16 protein-coding genes are annotated in these 16,066 nt (G+C 57.8%); 7 read left to right on the top strand and 9 right to left on the bottom strand.

From position 1 onward, the window contains the following. The first annotated feature begins 100 nt into the window (after positions 1–100). Both F4X57_04225 and F4X57_04220 read left to right on the top strand, forming a co-directional pair. Positions 101–406 carry a transcriptional repressor gene (locus F4X57_04225; GenBank protein ID MYC06367.1) on the top strand — a complete coding sequence of 102 codons (306 nt, stop codon included), beginning with the start codon at positions 101–103 and terminating at the stop codon, positions 404–406. 7 nt (positions 407–413) lie between these two features. Beyond that, positions 414–1,643 carry a DUF2851 family protein gene (locus tag F4X57_04220; protein MYC06366.1) on the top strand — a complete coding sequence of 410 codons (1,230 nt, stop codon included), beginning with the start codon at positions 414–416 and terminating at the stop codon, positions 1,641–1,643. Between the two features lie 4 nt (positions 1,644–1,647). On the opposite strand, the gene F4X57_04215 is transcribed toward F4X57_04220, so the two are convergent. Next, the gene (locus F4X57_04215; protein MYC06365.1) at positions 1,648–2,217 is read right to left on the bottom strand and encodes a hypothetical protein; all 570 of its coding nucleotides are present in this window, start codon (positions 2,215–2,217) and stop codon (positions 1,648–1,650) included. 425 nt (positions 2,218–2,642) lie between these two features. On the opposite strand from F4X57_04215, the gene F4X57_04210 reads away from it, so the two are divergent. Then, on the top strand, positions 2,643–3,155 hold the full coding sequence (locus tag F4X57_04210; GenBank protein ID MYC06364.1) for a gamma carbonic anhydrase family protein: 513 nt from the start codon (positions 2,643–2,645) through the stop codon (positions 3,153–3,155). A 78-nt stretch (positions 3,156–3,233) separates the two neighbouring features. On the opposite strand, the gene F4X57_04205 is transcribed toward F4X57_04210, so the two are convergent. From F4X57_04205 to selD, 3 genes are all read right to left on the bottom strand, one after another. Continuing rightward, on the bottom strand, positions 3,234–4,916 hold the full coding sequence (locus F4X57_04205; GenBank protein ID MYC06363.1) for an arginine--tRNA ligase: 1,683 nt from the start codon (positions 4,914–4,916) through the stop codon (positions 3,234–3,236). A gap of 132 nt (positions 4,917–5,048) precedes the next feature. Further along, positions 5,049–6,194, bottom strand: coding sequence for a ComEA family DNA-binding protein (locus F4X57_04200; GenBank protein MYC06362.1), 1,146 nt, complete (start codon positions 6,192–6,194; stop codon positions 5,049–5,051). A gap of 11 nt (positions 6,195–6,205) precedes the next feature. Next, positions 6,206–7,264: a selenide, water dikinase SelD gene (gene selD / locus F4X57_04195; protein ID MYC06361.1), complete on the bottom strand. Its 1,059-nt coding sequence runs from the start codon at positions 7,262–7,264 to the stop codon at positions 6,206–6,208. Between the two features lie 200 nt (positions 7,265–7,464). Here selD and F4X57_04190 point away from each other — a divergent pair, with 200 nt between their 5' ends. Together F4X57_04190 and F4X57_04185 are read left to right on the top strand one after the other, a co-directional pair. Continuing rightward, on the top strand, positions 7,465–8,283 hold the full coding sequence (locus F4X57_04190; protein MYC06360.1) for an MBL fold metallo-hydrolase: 819 nt from the start codon (positions 7,465–7,467) through the stop codon (positions 8,281–8,283). A 31-nt stretch (positions 8,284–8,314) separates the two neighbouring features. After that, positions 8,315–8,761, top strand: coding sequence for a TIGR03668 family PPOX class F420-dependent oxidoreductase (locus tag F4X57_04185; protein MYC06359.1), 447 nt, complete (start codon positions 8,315–8,317; stop codon positions 8,759–8,761). Positions 8,762–8,908: 147 nt separating this feature from the next. Here the strand turns inward: F4X57_04185 and F4X57_04180 are convergent, their stop codons facing one another. From F4X57_04180 to F4X57_04160, 5 genes are all read right to left on the bottom strand, one after another. Then, positions 8,909–9,259 (bottom strand): DUF4177 domain-containing protein, encoded by a 351-nt coding sequence (locus F4X57_04180; protein ID MYC06358.1) that lies wholly within the window; start codon positions 9,257–9,259, stop codon positions 8,909–8,911. 198 nt (positions 9,260–9,457) lie between these two features. Continuing rightward, positions 9,458–10,735, bottom strand: a complete 1,278-nt coding sequence (locus F4X57_04175) for an MFS transporter (GenBank protein ID MYC06357.1) — start codon at positions 10,733–10,735, stop codon at positions 9,458–9,460. 195 nt (positions 10,736–10,930) lie between these two features. Next, positions 10,931–11,608: a tetratricopeptide repeat protein gene (locus tag F4X57_04170; protein MYC06356.1), complete on the bottom strand. Its 678-nt coding sequence runs from the start codon at positions 11,606–11,608 to the stop codon at positions 10,931–10,933. 28 nt (positions 11,609–11,636) lie between these two features. Next, positions 11,637–13,190, bottom strand: a complete 1,554-nt coding sequence (gene mftG, locus F4X57_04165) for a mycofactocin system GMC family oxidoreductase MftG (GenBank protein ID MYC06355.1) — start codon at positions 13,188–13,190, stop codon at positions 11,637–11,639. A 136-nt stretch (positions 13,191–13,326) separates the two neighbouring features. After that, positions 13,327–13,815 (bottom strand): NUDIX domain-containing protein, encoded by a 489-nt coding sequence (locus F4X57_04160; protein MYC06354.1) that lies wholly within the window; start codon positions 13,813–13,815, stop codon positions 13,327–13,329. A 210-nt stretch (positions 13,816–14,025) separates the two neighbouring features. On the opposite strand from F4X57_04160, the gene F4X57_04155 reads away from it, so the two are divergent. Together F4X57_04155 and F4X57_04150 are read left to right on the top strand one after the other, a co-directional pair. After that, positions 14,026–14,793 carry a hypothetical protein gene (locus F4X57_04155; GenBank protein ID MYC06353.1) on the top strand — a complete coding sequence of 256 codons (768 nt, stop codon included), beginning with the start codon at positions 14,026–14,028 and terminating at the stop codon, positions 14,791–14,793. A 13-nt stretch (positions 14,794–14,806) separates the two neighbouring features. Continuing rightward, on the top strand, positions 14,807–16,066 hold the full coding sequence (locus tag F4X57_04150; GenBank protein MYC06352.1) for a CCA tRNA nucleotidyltransferase: 1,260 nt from the start codon (positions 14,807–14,809) through the stop codon (positions 16,064–16,066).

Below are 16,066 nucleotides of genomic sequence, written 5' to 3'. Positions count from 1 at the left end.
CCCCCGCCCCCGCCGACCCGCACACCAGACCGCCCTCACCACGCCCCCCCCCATACGCCAATCTTAACTCCATCTCACGGCATCCGAGATATACGGGGAGGTGAAGACGTCGTATCCGTTCATGGATGTGTCCACCGTGTACCGCACACTGGGCGTCCTGAAACAGATGCGGCTGGTGTCGGAGACTGATATGGGCGGAGGCGAGTACCGATACGAGTGGATAAACCAAGTACGGCATCATCACCTTATCTGCCGCGCCTGCGACAAGGTGGTGCTGTTCGACCACAAGTACTGGGAGAACATCGGGGCGGACATAATGGCGGACTACGGCTTTCAACCGGACATCGATCACATCGCATTGTTCGGTGTCTGCCACGAATGCCTAGAGCGCGGGGACAGCGGATAGCGCCGCCATGCTTGCACTTACTGAACGACCGGCCGAGTACTCCGAATCTGCGCTCGCATCGCTGTGGAGTCGCGCGCATACTCTCGCCGATGCGCTGGTTACGGAAGGTGGCAGGCGTCTGCGTGTGATTTACCCCGGCAGGCAGAGCTCCGGCGCCGGTCCGGACTTCCGGGACGCGGTGCTTCTCAAAGAGGACGGCAGTACGCTAACCGGCGACATCGAACTGCACACGACTGCGCCGGGCTGGTACCACCATGGACACCAGTTTGACGCCAATTACAACGGCGTCGTCCTGCATGTGGTGTTCTCGCCCAAGGGACACACAGACACTCTCCTGCAGTCCGGTATAGACGTGCCGGTAGCCGCTCTCCAGACCGTCGCCTCAAGCTTGGAATCGGCGGACGATCATGCATCGCTCGGCATCCCCGCAATCGAAGAATTACGACAATCTGCCGATATTGGCGCGGCGCTCGATGCGTCGGGAGACGCACGATTTCTTGCCAAGAGCCACGGTTTTCGGCTGGAAATGCGCGAGCTTGGCGTTGACGAAACTCTGTATCAAGGCTTGATGGAAGCGCTTGGCTACTCCACGAATCGCAAGCCGTTCCTCGAACTCGCCCGGCGTGTGCCGTACAGCGCGCTTGCAGCATTGCGGGATGAGCCGCAATCTGTGCGGCTGCTCGCGTTGAAGGCGATGCTGTTTGGCGCATCCGGATTGATTCATCTCGTACAAGAGGTTGAAGAACGCGAGCAATTGAGCCGCATGCAAAAACGTCTGCCCAGAGTTAAACCGATTGCCAAGCGCGACTGGAATCTGTTCCGCGTGTGCCCTCCCAATCATCCGGTTCGCCGGATAACTGGCGCGGCACATCTACTTGACGCATGCCTTGATGTCGGGTTGACGGAAGCGTTCATTGCTTCGCTAGTCGATGGTGGAATCAGGCAATTGAATGCACGAATGGAACACCCGCCGTATATCGGCAAGGCACGCGCTCGTGACATTGTGGTAAATGTCGCGCTGCCGTGCTTGCACGCCTACGGCAATACTCGCGGCGACGACAGCCTCGCACAAGCGGCACTCGACGCATACACCAAAGCACCTAAGTTGCAGGACAACGAATTGACGCGCGAAATGCGCCGCCTTTGCGCCATCGATAAGGGTGTTAAATTGAACGCCCGCCGGCAGCAAGGGATGATTGGGTTGTATAAGGCGGCGGTGCGGGGAAGGGCAAAGTAATGTCTTAACCTCCAGACACAAGCCTTACGGACAGCGCTTTCAATTGCGGTATTGTTATCCTGTTTCCGAAAGTTGCTTCATAGGTGAGCAATCCTATGGACTCGCCTACAAACTCTATAATATCGTCTTCGAGAAGTCTTTGACCTTCATAGCCAGAGAGATAAACGACTTCATCGTCAAATATATCGCCTAGTCTGATACGCAAGTCGTACTTGTCTCTACCTTTTTCCACTACTTGAACCACTTCACCTCTGAAGTAGAAACTTTGGCCTTCGTATTGCTCACTGTTCCTAAACAATTCTCGGTATGAGATAGTCTGTGCGTCGGCTTTGAGTTCCTCAAAAGACCTTACAGGCATGGACGGATTTGATGCACGGGCGTCCCCAGAGTCATCGAAGCCCCCATCCAATGCCACTGCAACTATAAGTAGTAAAAGAGATATACCGCAGGCCGCTGCGCTCCATTTCAACACCTTCCATCGCTTGCGAGCAATGCCGATAACCAGCCCGACGATGGCCCCCACAAGTGCTGCTAGTACAACCAAGAAGCTGGTTAGGCCCAAAGCCATCCACATGATAAAAGCCCCCTCATGGTTTAGGATTCAGCGTCCGTTGCAGAGAGCTTTACCCACAGCGACCAATCAGGGGCGCGTTAACGCCTTCCCAAATCGCTGTGGGAAAAGAAATAGGGCATACAGACTTACGCCAACTTGGCGCAGTCTGAACGCTCTCTGCAACGGATTCAGGCTACCATGCGGGGGCGCATCCGCGCAATATGCCGACGCTTAAGCATGCTGCTGCCATTGTCCCGTACCCGTCGATATGACATACTTGACTGCGAGCACGATACGCAGTCACGTTGGCGGTTTACAAGGATTTTCTTCTGCGACGCATCGGCACAATCAGCCCTGACAAAATGCGCCAGCTCGATGTCGCAATGCTCTTCACTCTGGGCATGGAACATTGACTGAAACCATTGGCGAGAATAAGGAGCAACTAAGTGATACGAACCCTGGGAGACAAAACCCCCAAAATCCATCCCACGGCATTCATCAGCGAATTTGCTTATGTGATTGGCGATGTCGAGATTGGCGAAGGGTCGAGCGTTTGGCCTGGCGCCATCGTGCGCGCCGATATGGGCAAGATTGTCATCGGCAAGCACACGAATGTCCAGGACAATTCGGTCGTGCACGGCGACGCGGATGTGGAAATCGGCGACTATGTAACAATTGGGCACAAGGTCCTTTGCCACGCGAAGTATGTCGCCAACCGCGCAGTCATCGGCAATGGCGCGACTCTCAACGACGGAGTAGAAGTTGGTGAGTACAGCCTGATTGCGTCCGGCACGATGCTTGTGGACAACGTGAAGATTCCGCCGCGCTCGCTGGTGGTCGGCTCGCCGGGCAAGGTGCTTGGCGAGGTCGGCGAACGCCACCTCGCCAAGATGAAGTGGTACTGCGATGTTTATATGGAAAAGACCGCGAAGTACAAGGCGCAAGGAAACTTGGAGTAGTCAGTTATCAGTTTTCAGTTACCAGTATCTGTCCCGATGGAGGGACTGAAAACTGTCCACTGATGACTGACAACTAACTTACATCTTCTCTGGTGCGTCCATCACCATCAGGCCGAGGCAGCGCGCGAGCACAGTTCGGGCGGCATCTACGAGCTTCAGCCGCGCTTTGCTAATCGCCGCTTCGCCTTCGACGCCGGACACGACGCGGCAATTCTGGTAGAACCAGTGGAACGCGGTCGCCAAATCAGTGGCGTAGTGCGGCAGGTGGTGCGCTTCTAGGCTGCGCGACATCATGCCGATAAGCTCCGGCAGCTCCAGCATCTTGCGGATGAGCGCCAGTTCCGCATCGTGTGACAGCAGCGAAACATCGCCGTCCGCGTAATCTATGCCGCGCTCTTCCGCGAGACGCAGTATGCTGGCGATTCGCGCGTGCGCGTACTGGATGTAATAGACCGGGTTTTCCTGCGACTGCTCCTTCGCCAACTCAAGGTCAAACTCCATCTGGCTGTCCGCCGCCCGCGACAGGAAGAAGTAGCGGCAGGCGTCCGCGCCAACTTCGTCAATCACCTCGCGTAGGGTAATAATGTCGCCGGATCTCTTGGACAGCCGCACCGTCTCGCCGCCGCGCTTTAGGGTAACCAGCTGGTTTATAATCAGCGTGAGTTTGTCTTCAGGCATTCCCAGCGCGGCGACCAACGCCTTCATGAACAGCGCGTGCCCTTGATGGTCTGCGCCCCAGATGTTGATGACGCGGTTGAACTCTCGCTCGAAGAACTTGTTGTAGTGATATGCTACGTCTGACGCGAAGTATGTCGGTATGCCGTTGCTGCGCACCAGTACTTTGTCTTTGTCGTCGCCCAGCAGCGTGGATGCGAACCACACGGCGTCCTCATGCTCGGTTACGAACCCATTATCGCGCAACAAGTCCATAGAGCGCTCGTATTGGCCGTCAACGAAGAGCGTTCGCTCATTGAACCATTCGTCGAATTCGATGCGCAGCATAACGAGGTCTTCACGGATACGCGCCATGAATTTGGCGACGCCCAGCTCGCCGAGTTCCGTAAGCGCTTCGTCTTCCGGCGCGTCCAAGAACCGCTCGCCTTCTTCGTTATATATTTCGGCTGCGAGGTCAATCATATACTCGCCGCGATAGCCGTCTTCGTGCAGCTCGGCGTCGCGTCCGGCGCGCTGCAGATAGCGCGTGTGCAGCGTTCGCGCGAAGTGCCCGATCTGTGCGCCGGCGTCGTTGAAGTAGTATTCGCGCGTAATGTCGTAGCCGGCCGCCCTGAGTATGTTCGCGAGCGCGCTGCCAATGACACCGCCGCGCGCGTGCGAGATGAGCAGCGGCCCGACCGGGTTCGCACTGACAAACTCAATCTGCACGCTTTGCCCGCCGCCTGCGTCGATATTGCCGTAGTCAGCATCGTCCGCGCGGATCGCCTCGACTTGTGCCTGCAACCATTCATGATTGAGCGCGAAGTTGATGAAGCCCGGCCGTGCGACTGTGGCGGATTGCAGCAGTCCCTCGCCCTGTCCGCCGTTCGGCAGATGCGATGCCAGCCGTTCCGCTATCTCCAACGGATTCATTCGCATTGGACGCGCCAGCTTCAGGGGCAGGCTGGTGGCGAAATCGCCATGCTCCACATTTTGCGGCCGCTCTACCGCAATGTCTTCGACCTCGACTGATGGCAGTTCATCCGCGGCCTGAGCCGCGTCCAGCGCCTGCCTCACCACTTCGGCAATTCTATCTCTGACTATCACGCGATTCTCTCCAGTTTTGAGGTTCTTTCAACGATACCAAAGCGGTGCGGTGTGGGATAGTGATTTCGATGGACTGGTATGTCAGTATGTCAGTTTACCAGTTCTTTGGGTTCTTCAGACTTAGTCGCCTTGTTAACGTAGGACGACGCAAGGTGTTATTTTCTCCAGCGTTTTCTCTCCGATGCCGGGCACGTCGTCTAATTCGCTAATGCTCTTGAAGTCGCCCTGTTCGTTTCGGTAATCGATGATTGCCTGCGCTTTAACGTGTCCGATACCGCGTAGTGTTTTCAGATCGTCTAATCCGGCGGTGTTCACGTTCACGACTTTGTTGCAGGCGGCTGGTGAAACTGCATTTGCTGTTGTCGTAGATTCGGGCTGTGCCCGTTTCGGTGCTCGCCAGCCTGCGTCTCGGGCTTCTTGTTCCGTGCAGAACCATCTTTCGCCGGCGCTCGTGTCGATTTCGGCGTGGACGTACCAAGGGCTATCCGGCGTGTGGTAAACGCGCTCGCCGCTGTCCATATTGATGTTGCCCTTGACTTTGCAGTGCGCTGGCACAGGCGTATGCGTGGCGGTTGCAGTAGGTGCTGCTGTCGCTGTGAATGTCGCTGTCGCGGTGTTGGTGGGAGTGGAAATGGGAGTTGAAGTGTGCTGTATTGCCGTGGGTGTAGGTGTTGGGTTTATGGTGGCGGATGACAAAACTGTCGTAGTCGGAATTGTCGTAGATACCGTAGTTGGCGTACTTGTAATTGACGCAGCCGATTGGACGTGCGCGGTTGACAGCACGGCTGCTTCTGTCGGAGAGGTAACAGGAATTGCGGTAAATACTGGCGTACTTACATGCGCGGGTGTAGATGTTGCGACCATGGTCGGAGTGGCAGCCGGTGTCGCCGTTCTCGTCGGTGTGTGGGGTGGCGTCAATGTTGGCGAAGGCGCCGGTGTTGCCGTGAGTATTGGCAGGGGGACGGGCGTTGATGTGTGCGTGATCGCTGTTGATACAGGTGAGGTGCTTGCTGACAACGCCGCCGGTGCCGTGGTTGGCGTTGGTGGCTGCAAGTCTCGAATGAGTATCGGCGCAGGCGGCGTTGCTGTGTTCGGTGGAACGCGTACGACTGTTGCGGTTGCCGCTTGCGCATCTGACATTGCCGGTATGGTAGGTAGGGCGATGAACTGGTTTGCCGGCGGCGTGGTGTTGCACGCTGCCAACCCGATACAGGAGAAGAGAATCACAGCCGTAACTAGGATGTAATTCTCTACACCATTAAGTATCGAGTGAAGCAACTGACGCTCTATTACGGCGCGACCGATATTGCGGGCGTGTCTGCGCTGCGCTCGGCGATTTTGCCGATGACGGCGCGGGTCTGCACACCGGCGTCTGACAGCGCGACGAGCAGCGCGTCTAGCTTTGCGGGCGCTACTGCCATTAGCAGGCCTCCGGATGTCTGCGCGTCCGCAAGCAGTATTTGCGTCTGCTCGGAGATGTCGTCGGGCCAATCCACGACGCCTCCCAACGATTCCAGATTGCGGTGCGTGCCGCCGGGGGCTATACCCATTTCCAATAGTTCGGTGACGCCTTCGATTACCGGCACGTCGCTCACATTCACTTGCGCGCCGACCCCACTGCCTTCTGTGATTAGGCGCAGGTGTCCCAGTAGCCCGAAGCCGGTGATGTCCACACAGGCGTTTACGCCCACGCTCATCATCGCCTCGGACGCCTTGCGATTCAACTCGCCCATCACGCCGACCGCTCGTTCCAGAGTATCCGCGCTGACGCGCTCTTGCTTGCCCGCCGTGGTGATGATGCCGGTGCCAATCGGTTTGGTCAGCACGAGCGCGTCGCCCGGTTGCGCGCCCGCGTTGGTAACTTGCTCTCCCGGGCACACCACGCCGGTTACCGACATGCCGTACTTCGGCTCGGCGTCGTCAACGGTGTGCCCGCCGACGATGAGCACGCCGGCTTCTTCCGCCTTTGACGCGCCGCCACGCAGTATCTCGCCCAAGATTTCGTGCGGCAGATCAACGGGGAATCCCACGATGTTCAGCGCGATGATTGGCTTGCCACCCATGGCGTAAACATCGCTCAGCGCGTTTGTCGCCGCAATCTCGCCGAACTTGAATGGGTCGTCCACAATTGGTGGGAAAAAGTCCACCGTGGAAACGATAGCCATGTCGTCACGCATCTTGTACACGGCGGCGTCATCGCCAGTAGAGATGCCCACGAGCAGGTTAGGGTCGGTTATCGACGGTAGCTGACGCAGCACCTGCGCCAGGTCCTTAGGACTGAACTTCGACGCTCAACCGGCGCAGCTCGCCAACTCGGTCAGCCGCACTTCTTCCCGTGTCTGTGTCATTTTGCTCTCCCTGTTAGTTCCGTAATTCTGTCTTCTGGATGTCTGCTGTCTCATTACCTGATAGCAGTGCTTGAGATGTCTCAAGTGCCGTGCCTGCGTCAAAAAGCGCAAATCCTGCCATTCTCACCTGATTGAACCAGTATCAGTTTCAGGTTACCATTAGGTCTCTATCATAACACCATAAGCAAGCGCATTACGCAATGCAGGAGGGACTTATGGCAGACTATGCGATCACGGTGGGAAATGTGGAGATGCTGGCACTCACGGACGGGCAGGGTGACATGCAGCCGCTCGATGTGTTTCGCGCAAGCACGCTCGAACAGTGGCAGTCTGAGTATCCGGACTTGCTGGACGGCGAGCTGATACATCCGCGATTCGGCACAACCGCCGTGCGCTCCGGCGGCAAGCTTATCGTGGTGGATACAGGACTGAACGCGCCCGGTTGCACATTGATGAGCGATATGCGCGAGAAAGGTATCGATCCCGCCGCTGTTGACCTTGTGGTACTGACGCACTTGCACCCTGACCATATCGGTTGGAATCTCACGGACGGCAAGCCGACATTCCCCAATGCCCGATACATAGCAACTCAAGCCGACTGGGATTATTGGACATCGCCCGAAGTCATAGATTCAGCAGAACACATCAAAGAGCAGGCGCTTCCATTGAAGGATTTGAATGTCATTGACCTCATCGGCAGCGACGATTACAGCATTACGGACGAATTGACGGCAGTGGGAACGCCTGGGCACACTCCGGGGCACATATCAATCGTCATATCGTCCGGCAGCGAGCGTGCGTACATTCTAGGCGATGTGGCGCATAGCCCGGCACAGGCGCATTATACAGACTGGAGCCCTGTGTTCGATGTGGATCCCGAAGTGTCGCGCCGTACCCGCCACACAGTGATGGACATGCTCGAATCGGAAGGAACGCTGGTATCCGCAGGGCACTTCCCCGGTAACGGGTTCGGGCATTTCGTGCACGAAGGCGGACGGCGCGTCTGGCAAGGCATCTAGTGCATTCAAGGCAAGGCGGGTGGACAGGTAGATGTTCTCACAGGAAGTTTCGGATTTTGTAGCAAACCGTCGTGTCGCCCGCCTCGCAACTGCGGATGCGGGCGGCGCGCCGTACGCTGTGCCGATTTGCTTTGCATTCGACGGCGCCCGCATCTATTCAGCGATCGACCTGAAACCAAAGCGTGTGGGCGGCAGGGCGCTCAAGCGCATTCGCAACATCCTGGAAAACCCTCAAGTCGCCATCGTCATAGACGACTACTCGGAAGATTGGAGCGAACTCGCGTATGTGATGATACGCGGCAGGGCGGATATAATCAGCGAAGAGGGCGAAGAACGCGAGCGAGCGGAGAAGCTGCTAAGGAAGAAATATCCGCAGTACGAGGTAATGCTGCAACCCGGCTGTGCCATCATCCGCATAGCGCCGGAGCGGGTAGTGAGTTGGGGCGCAATACAACGAGCGCGAATTTCAAGAGACTGAATCGCCGCTCATATTGTCCCTTTCCTCTGGGGAAAGAATAGGAGCAAGGCATTCATACGCGCACATCCATCAGTCATACTTGGAATCGCCAGGCATTAGTAAGGCGATGCCAATGACGCTAGAGTTGCAATAGACTTAGCAGGGAACTTAAAAATAGTCCAGCCACGCTCGCTTGAAGACGCCGAAACGTGTCGTGCCTTGACCGGGTGGCGCTTCGATGCTGACTAGCTCCCAGCCCTTGTCGCCCATGCTGTTGAGAAGCTGCAGCGCGTAGTTCTGCTTGTCGTCTTCCGCGATCGATTCGAGCCTTATCACCTCGTATTCCCACGATGGCAAGCCCGGCGGCAGCTCGTACTCTTCGGCGAAGTCCAACTCCGCCAGTTCGTCTGCGCTCACATCCGCCCAGCTGTCGTTTGGAATAGGTTCGTTGCAATCCGCACACACAATGCCGTCGCCAAAGTCGTATGCCCCGCACTCAGGGCAGAAGTAAATCTTCATAGTCGGGAGGTACCCCCTGCGGATTTATCAATAATCGGGGATAGTTTGCTGCGTTTGCGGCTGGCTCAGATAGCACTTCGGGCCGGTTGCGCACGCGCTTACCCACAATTATAGTTGAGCGTGAAACAATTCACAAGATTCAGTTTCGGCTGCGGCAGCGGGTTTCCCGCACTTGCCAATTCCTAGTGTGGAGGCAGTCTAGTCTGAGGAGGACCCTGGCGAAGGCATTGTCGGCAATCGCCACATACCGCGCATTGCGATAATCGCCACGATCGCGAGCAAGCCTGTGGCAGAGAAAGTCAGCCCCCACTTCAAAGATTCGGGCGACACATCTAGCACCGCTCCCGCGAGCACCGGTCCCACGACGCCGCCCATGAAACCGACGAAGGAATGCACTGCCATTGTAGAGCCTAGCCGCGTCGGTTCTGCAACTTCGGTTACTGCCGTCGAATAGATCGCCGAGTCCGCGGCAATCGCCCAGCCTAATACTATCGATACGCCGATTATCAGCGGCAAGGGCAGACCTACCATCCAGCCGACCGCCACCGCGCACACGCCGCTCAGCACGAAAATCACGGACGCGGACGCCGCTCTGCCGAATCGATCGGACATCGTGCCGCCCATCACAGGCCCGATTGCACCGCTTGCCATTGCGAGTCCGCCGATAGTCGCGGCACCTACTGCTGCGTTCAGTTCGTCCTCGCCGCGCGCGATGAGAGCCGCTGCCAAGAGCGCGGGCAGCCAGACGCGCACGATGTACAGCTCCGCCGCGTGCAACGAATAACCCGTGATGTATATCCGCGCCGCCTTGTTCTTGAGCACGGATATGTCCAGCCTGCCGGTTGAACCGCTCACCGACTGTGACTTGTGATTGCGCAGCACGAGAAACGCCATGACCACGCTCGCGCCGCTTGCAGCTGACATTATCAGGTAAGCGTCTCGCCATTCGAACCACGCCAGCAATATGCCGGTCAGCGTGAGCGATACGCTGTTGGACGCGTAGAAGAATGTTACGAATGTGCCGACTGCGAAGCCTCGACCTCTATGGGCGAACCGCTCTGCGACTATGCGCATGCCGGGATTGTACACGCCGACCAGGCCAAGCCCCGCGAGTGCGCGAAGTATTGATGCGGTAATTGCGTCGTTGGCGACCAGCGGGAACAACACATTCGCGACGACTGAGATCGATGTGGACGCGACGAACACGCGCTTTGAGCCGAGTCTGTCCGTCAGCGGTACCACGACCAGCGCGGACACTGCGAATCCGGCCAGATATGCGGAAAATATCGCGCCTGCTTGCGTGTTGTTGAGGCTCCACTCCTCTTGAATGATGGGCAGCGCGGCGACATAGCTGGAAAAGGGGAAGAGCAGCACGAACAACATCGTGGACATGGCGAGCAGCCAGCCGATGCTTCCTAGTTCTATGCCGAATACGCGGATTTCAAGCAGCGAAGCCCGCACCTGTCGTGATCGCACGCTGCCTCCTCGCGCAGAATTCCGCTATGCCACCATGCCACTGCGTCGCTGACACGAAGTCTCAGACATGGCGACAATATCAGTAAGCCGCTTGGGCGCGTGTCGAAATTCCGTGCCCGTTGTCGAACGATGAATACTAGCACGCGCCGCCATGTTTCTTCTGACACCCAACTGATGCGCCGCCATCTGGCTAGGCTAACGCAGCAGCGCCAGCAGCTCCTTGGCACGCGCGGCGAGCGCTTCGTCATTGGTCAATTCCAGCGTGCGCTCGATGTCGGAGATACCGCGCTCCGTATCGCCGGCGAGCAGGTGCACCTGCGCCCTCAAGTAATACAGCCGCGCCGCATCTGCCTCTATCTCAAGCGCTGACGATAGGTCGCCAAGCGCAGCATCTAAGTCTTCCAGCGCGAAATAGACACGAGCACGGTTGTAGTATGCGTCGGTGAAATCGGGGGCGAGTTGCAATGCCTTTGTAAGATTGGTTACGGCATCATCGCTTCTGCCTCTGTCGATGTAGATCAGACCGCGATAATAATACGCCTCCGCGACTTCCGGATTCAGGCGAAGTGCCGAGTTTAGGTCTGATATGGTGTTCGATTCATCGCCGAATTCGTAGTACACGGACGCGCGCGCCGCGTACGCTTCAGCGTAGCGCGGATTTAGCCGCAGCGCCTCGTTGAACTCGCGGAGGGCATTTTGCAACTGGCGGTCTTCGCGCAACTCCACCCCGCGCGTGTACGCCGCCTCCGCTTCCAGCGCTTCCACCGCCGGGGAACTATCTGCGCACGCCGTTGTCATTGCCAACGCTGTTGCCGCCAATGCCAGAGCGACGATTAGCGGTAGCGACGATGGACGCATACTTCGTTGACGCATCGCAAAATACCTATAACCGCCTATCGTATCAGCTCTCGTCGATAATCCATTGTGCGACTCGCTCTGCGATCATGATTGTCGTGGCGTTCGTGTTGGCGCGCACTACATCGGGCATGACAGACGCATCCACCACACGCAGCCCGTCGATGCCATATACACGGCAGTATTGGTCCACCACCGCCATATCATCGGACGCAGGACCCATCTTGCAGGTGCCGGATGAGTGATGCTGCGTGCCGACATTTGCCAGCAGCCATGCGTCGAGCGTGTCGTCGTCTTGCAGCTCTTCGTCGGAAGGTGTCAGGCGTTCTACGAGTATGTCCGCGTACTCAGGACTTTGGGCGATTTCAACGCACTGCCGCACCGCGCCGCGCATGCGCTCCTTGTCCCATGCGTCGCTCAGGTAGTTGTAGTCCAGCAGCGGCTGCTGATTGGGGTCTGCCGACGCGAGCCGTAGCGTCCCTGCCGTTACCGCTTTTTGCAGCGCTACGCTAAAGCCGGTGAATGTGCCATCATCAGTGAGTTGCACATTCGATGGTCTGTGTTCGCTTGTCAAGAGGATGGGAGACATTTGCATATCGTTCCGATGTATGGAGTTCGGCGTTGTGTAGCGCATCCCAACCTGAATGGACGGCGTGTTGATGTCCGCCAGTTCCAATGTGGTGCTATAAGGGATGAATGTGGAGGGATGATCACGCAGGTTCTGTCCCACGCCGGGCAGGTCATGCAGGGGTTCTATGCCCACCTCTTTGATGTGCTCGACGGGGCCTATTCCCGACAACATCAGCGTCTGCGGCGAGTTTATCGCACCGCCGCTCAGTATAATTTCGTCAGCGTACACGCTGAACGCCTCGCCGCCGCTTTCGGCTTGCACGCCCACCGCGCGCTTGCCCTCGAAGAGTATCCGATGAACCATCACATTGCCGCGAATCGTCAGATTGAGCTTGTGCCGCACCTGCGACAGATATGTCAGCGCCGTGCTCATCCGCACACCGTCGATGTTGTTGAGCGGACGCGGACCGACCCCGGTAGATTCCGGGTGATTCTGGTCCATCGTCTCAGGGAAGCCCGCATTGACGCATGCCGCCCAGAACGCCTTTGCGCTTGGGTTCACATCTTCGCGCTCATATCGCCTGACGGGTATCGGTCCGTCAGAGCCGTGAAAGTCGTCCCCGCCAAATGTCAGGTCGGTTTCACTCTTGTTGAAGTAGGGCAAGCAGTTCACAAAGGACCATTCGCCATTGCCGAGTTCCGCCCACTCGTCATAGTCTTCCGGGATGCCGCGAAAGAACACTTGCCCGTTAATCGCGCTTGAGCCGCCCGTAACCTTGCCGCGCGGCACGATGAACGGTTCGCGCCCCGGCGTCGCGCTCGCTTCGTAGTTCCAGCTGTGCGCGTCCGGGCCGTAGGCTGAATGCCATGGATTGTTACCTTGCTTGACGCTGTCCGGCAGGTGTTCAATATCCACATAGTCCGGACCCGCCTCCAACAACAATACCGAGCGGTCGGTGCTCTCAGTAATGCGAGTCGCCAAGACCGAACCCGCCGAGCCCGCGCCGATGATGATGTAATCGTACTTCACGCCAAACCTCCTGTGATGTGAGAATGCTGTCAAACAGCCACTTCATTTTCGATTTTCGCGATTATACACGATGGCAGCCCTTTGTTCGCCACTGAACCCATATACAAGCAGAGTAGGGCGGCATTGCGCCATACGCTTAACTGTTGCCCTGCCAATCCCGCAGCATCCGGTAGTCGTTTGGGAATGGCAATGGCGGCAGGTCGTCAAGAGGGAATGTGCGCACGTCGAGCGCGTCGTGCCCGATTGCCACCGCGCCGCCAACGATATGCGCCGAATACACGACCAGCACGACTGGGTAGCCATCCAGCGAGTACACACCGATGAGCCTGTCCAGCGCGACATCCAGCCCGGTCTCTTCCTTTACTTCGCGTACTGCCGCCGCTTCCACGACCTCGCCTCTATCGACATAGCCGGATGGGAACGCCCATTTGCCATACTCCGGCTCGACACCGCGCTTGACCATCACAAGCCCGTCGCCGTCCACCACTATCGCCACCGCAGCGACTTTCGGGTCCAGGAAGATGATATTGCCGCAGTTGTCGCATTGCGGCCGCATTCGCCCTTCGATGAAGCGCTCCGACAACGGCGCGCCACACCTATTACAGAAGTTGAACTCGCCCGGCATGCTTTATCCTCTTCGAATCGGTATAAACGCGCTTGCTGACCGCCTGTACTAGCCAGTCTTACGGTTTGATTTTAGATTTGCGAATCTCGCAGCATCTTATCACTTCAGCGCCGACTACTGACAACGGCCGCCGCGCAAGGCTATAATGTGCACGGCAAGGGTAACTTCACGTTCGTGCGCACGGGCGGCACGGAGTCACAGATTCGAGTAATGGGGAGATTAGAAAGAATGCGAACGAATACTGCAAAGCACAAGCTAGAGCGCGGAGAACCGACCATATGTATATCCGGGCTGAATTCCACGCACATCATAGACTTTCTCGGGCAGTTCGGATTTGACGCGATCTGGATCGAAGCCGAGCATGGGCCGAACGACTTCGCGGACATTCCGGACCTCACGCGCGCCTGCGACCTGTGGGATATGACGTCGGTCGTGCGCGTGAACCGCAACAATGCCGGCATCATCTACCGCACCTTCGATGTGGGCGCGCAGGGCATCGTCGTGCCACATGTCGATACGGCCGAAGATGCGCGCGCGGTCGTGGACGCCGCCAAGTTCGCTCCGGTAGGGCACCGCGGCATGTTCGGCAGTAGGCAAGGCTACGGAGACCCGGACTACATCTACAAGGCGAACGATGAGACGCTTGTCATCGTGCTCATCGAGGACATCAAGGCGGTCAACAATCTCGACGAGATTCTGACAGTGGACAACATTGATGTCTTTTTCGTCGCGCCAAGCGACCTCGCGCAGTCGATGGGACACCTTGGCGGCATCGACCATCCGGAAGTAACGGCGACGATTGACGGCGCTCTGCAGAAGATTGTCGCGTCCGGGCGCACTGCCGGTTCGCTCGTAACTGACGACAATGTGGAGCATTATCTCGGGCTGGGCGTCAAGTTCATGATGACCGGCTGGCAGGCGTGGGTCGGCAGCGGCGCGGCGGCGTTCAAGGCAAAAGTAGCCGCAGCATCCGAATAGCCGTAGGTCCGGCGTGTCGAACATCGCCAATATACTGGAGGCGCAGCTTGACACAATCTCGCTGCGCCAATTGTCTGCCATAGGGGCGGTCGCTTATTCGCACGGTGTCGAAGCCTACCTCGTCGGCGGAGCGGTCCGCGATGCGCTGCTGGGATTGCCCGTCCACGACATCGACATCACTGTCGTACGATTGACTTCATTTATTGCGCAGAACATGGCAGACGCACTAGGCGGTGTGGTCGTCGCCCGGTCGCAATTCAACACATTCGCTGTTGAAGAATCCGGCAGGCGCCTAGACTTAGCGATGGCGCGCCAGGAGACATATCAGCAGCCGGGTGCGCTGCCCACCGTATCGCCCGGCACATTGCGCCAAGAATTAGAGCGGCGCGACTTCGCCGTCAATGCGATGGCGGTCTCGCTGGACGCGGAAAGTTGGGGCGAACTGCACGATCCGCTGCACGGCATGGATGACCTACGGGATGGTGTCATCCGCGTGCTGCGCGATGACAGTTTTGCGGACGACGCCACGCGCATATTAAGGGCGGCACGTTATGCTGTGCGGCTCGGCTTCAGGCTCGACGCAAATACCGAGCAGCTTGCAATGCGGGACACCGCATATATAGGCACGATTTCCGGCGCGAGACTGCGCGACGAATTCCTGCGAACGCTGCGTGAGAACAGGGTAGTATCGATACTCGAAATGCTGCACAGTCTCGGTGCGTTGCAAGCCATCAATCGCGGCATAACGCTCGACGCCAGCACCCTGGAAGCCCTGCGCCGCGCCGCCGCCGGCGACTATGCCGACAAGCCCGCGCTGCTGTTGTCCATTCTCGCTTATGACCTTGCCGTTGCCGACAAAGCCGCCTTCATTCAGCGACTGCGCTTGCCCTCACGCTTGGCACAGATAATGACAGACACCGGCTTGGCAAAATCCCGCCTCCGGCACGACTCATCGATCGATGTGTTCAGCCGCAGCGAGATTTACGCGCGGCTGAACACGCTGCACGAGACGGCGATACTAGGCTGCTCTCTGCGCGAAGAGAACGGCATTGTTGGGCGTCGACTGACGCTCTATCAGGACGAGCTGCGACATATCAAGCCTGTCCTGAACGGCGACGACCTAGTCGCGCTTGGCGTACCCCAGGGTCCCCGTATCGGCGAACTGCTTCACGACCTGCTGGAAGCCCGCCTAGACGGACAGGTGAAGACGCGCCAAGACGAGATAGACTTCATCCAATCCTGTCTATCCTGCCCAACATACCCATCGTGCTAA

It is taken from the genome of Chloroflexota bacterium (assembly GCA_009840355.1).
GTDB lineage: Bacteria > Chloroflexota > Dehalococcoidia > Lucifugimonadales > JADFKI01 > Bin90.
The sequence above is the reverse complement of the archived record's forward strand: the minus strand, read 5'-3'. Positions and strand labels throughout refer to the sequence as shown.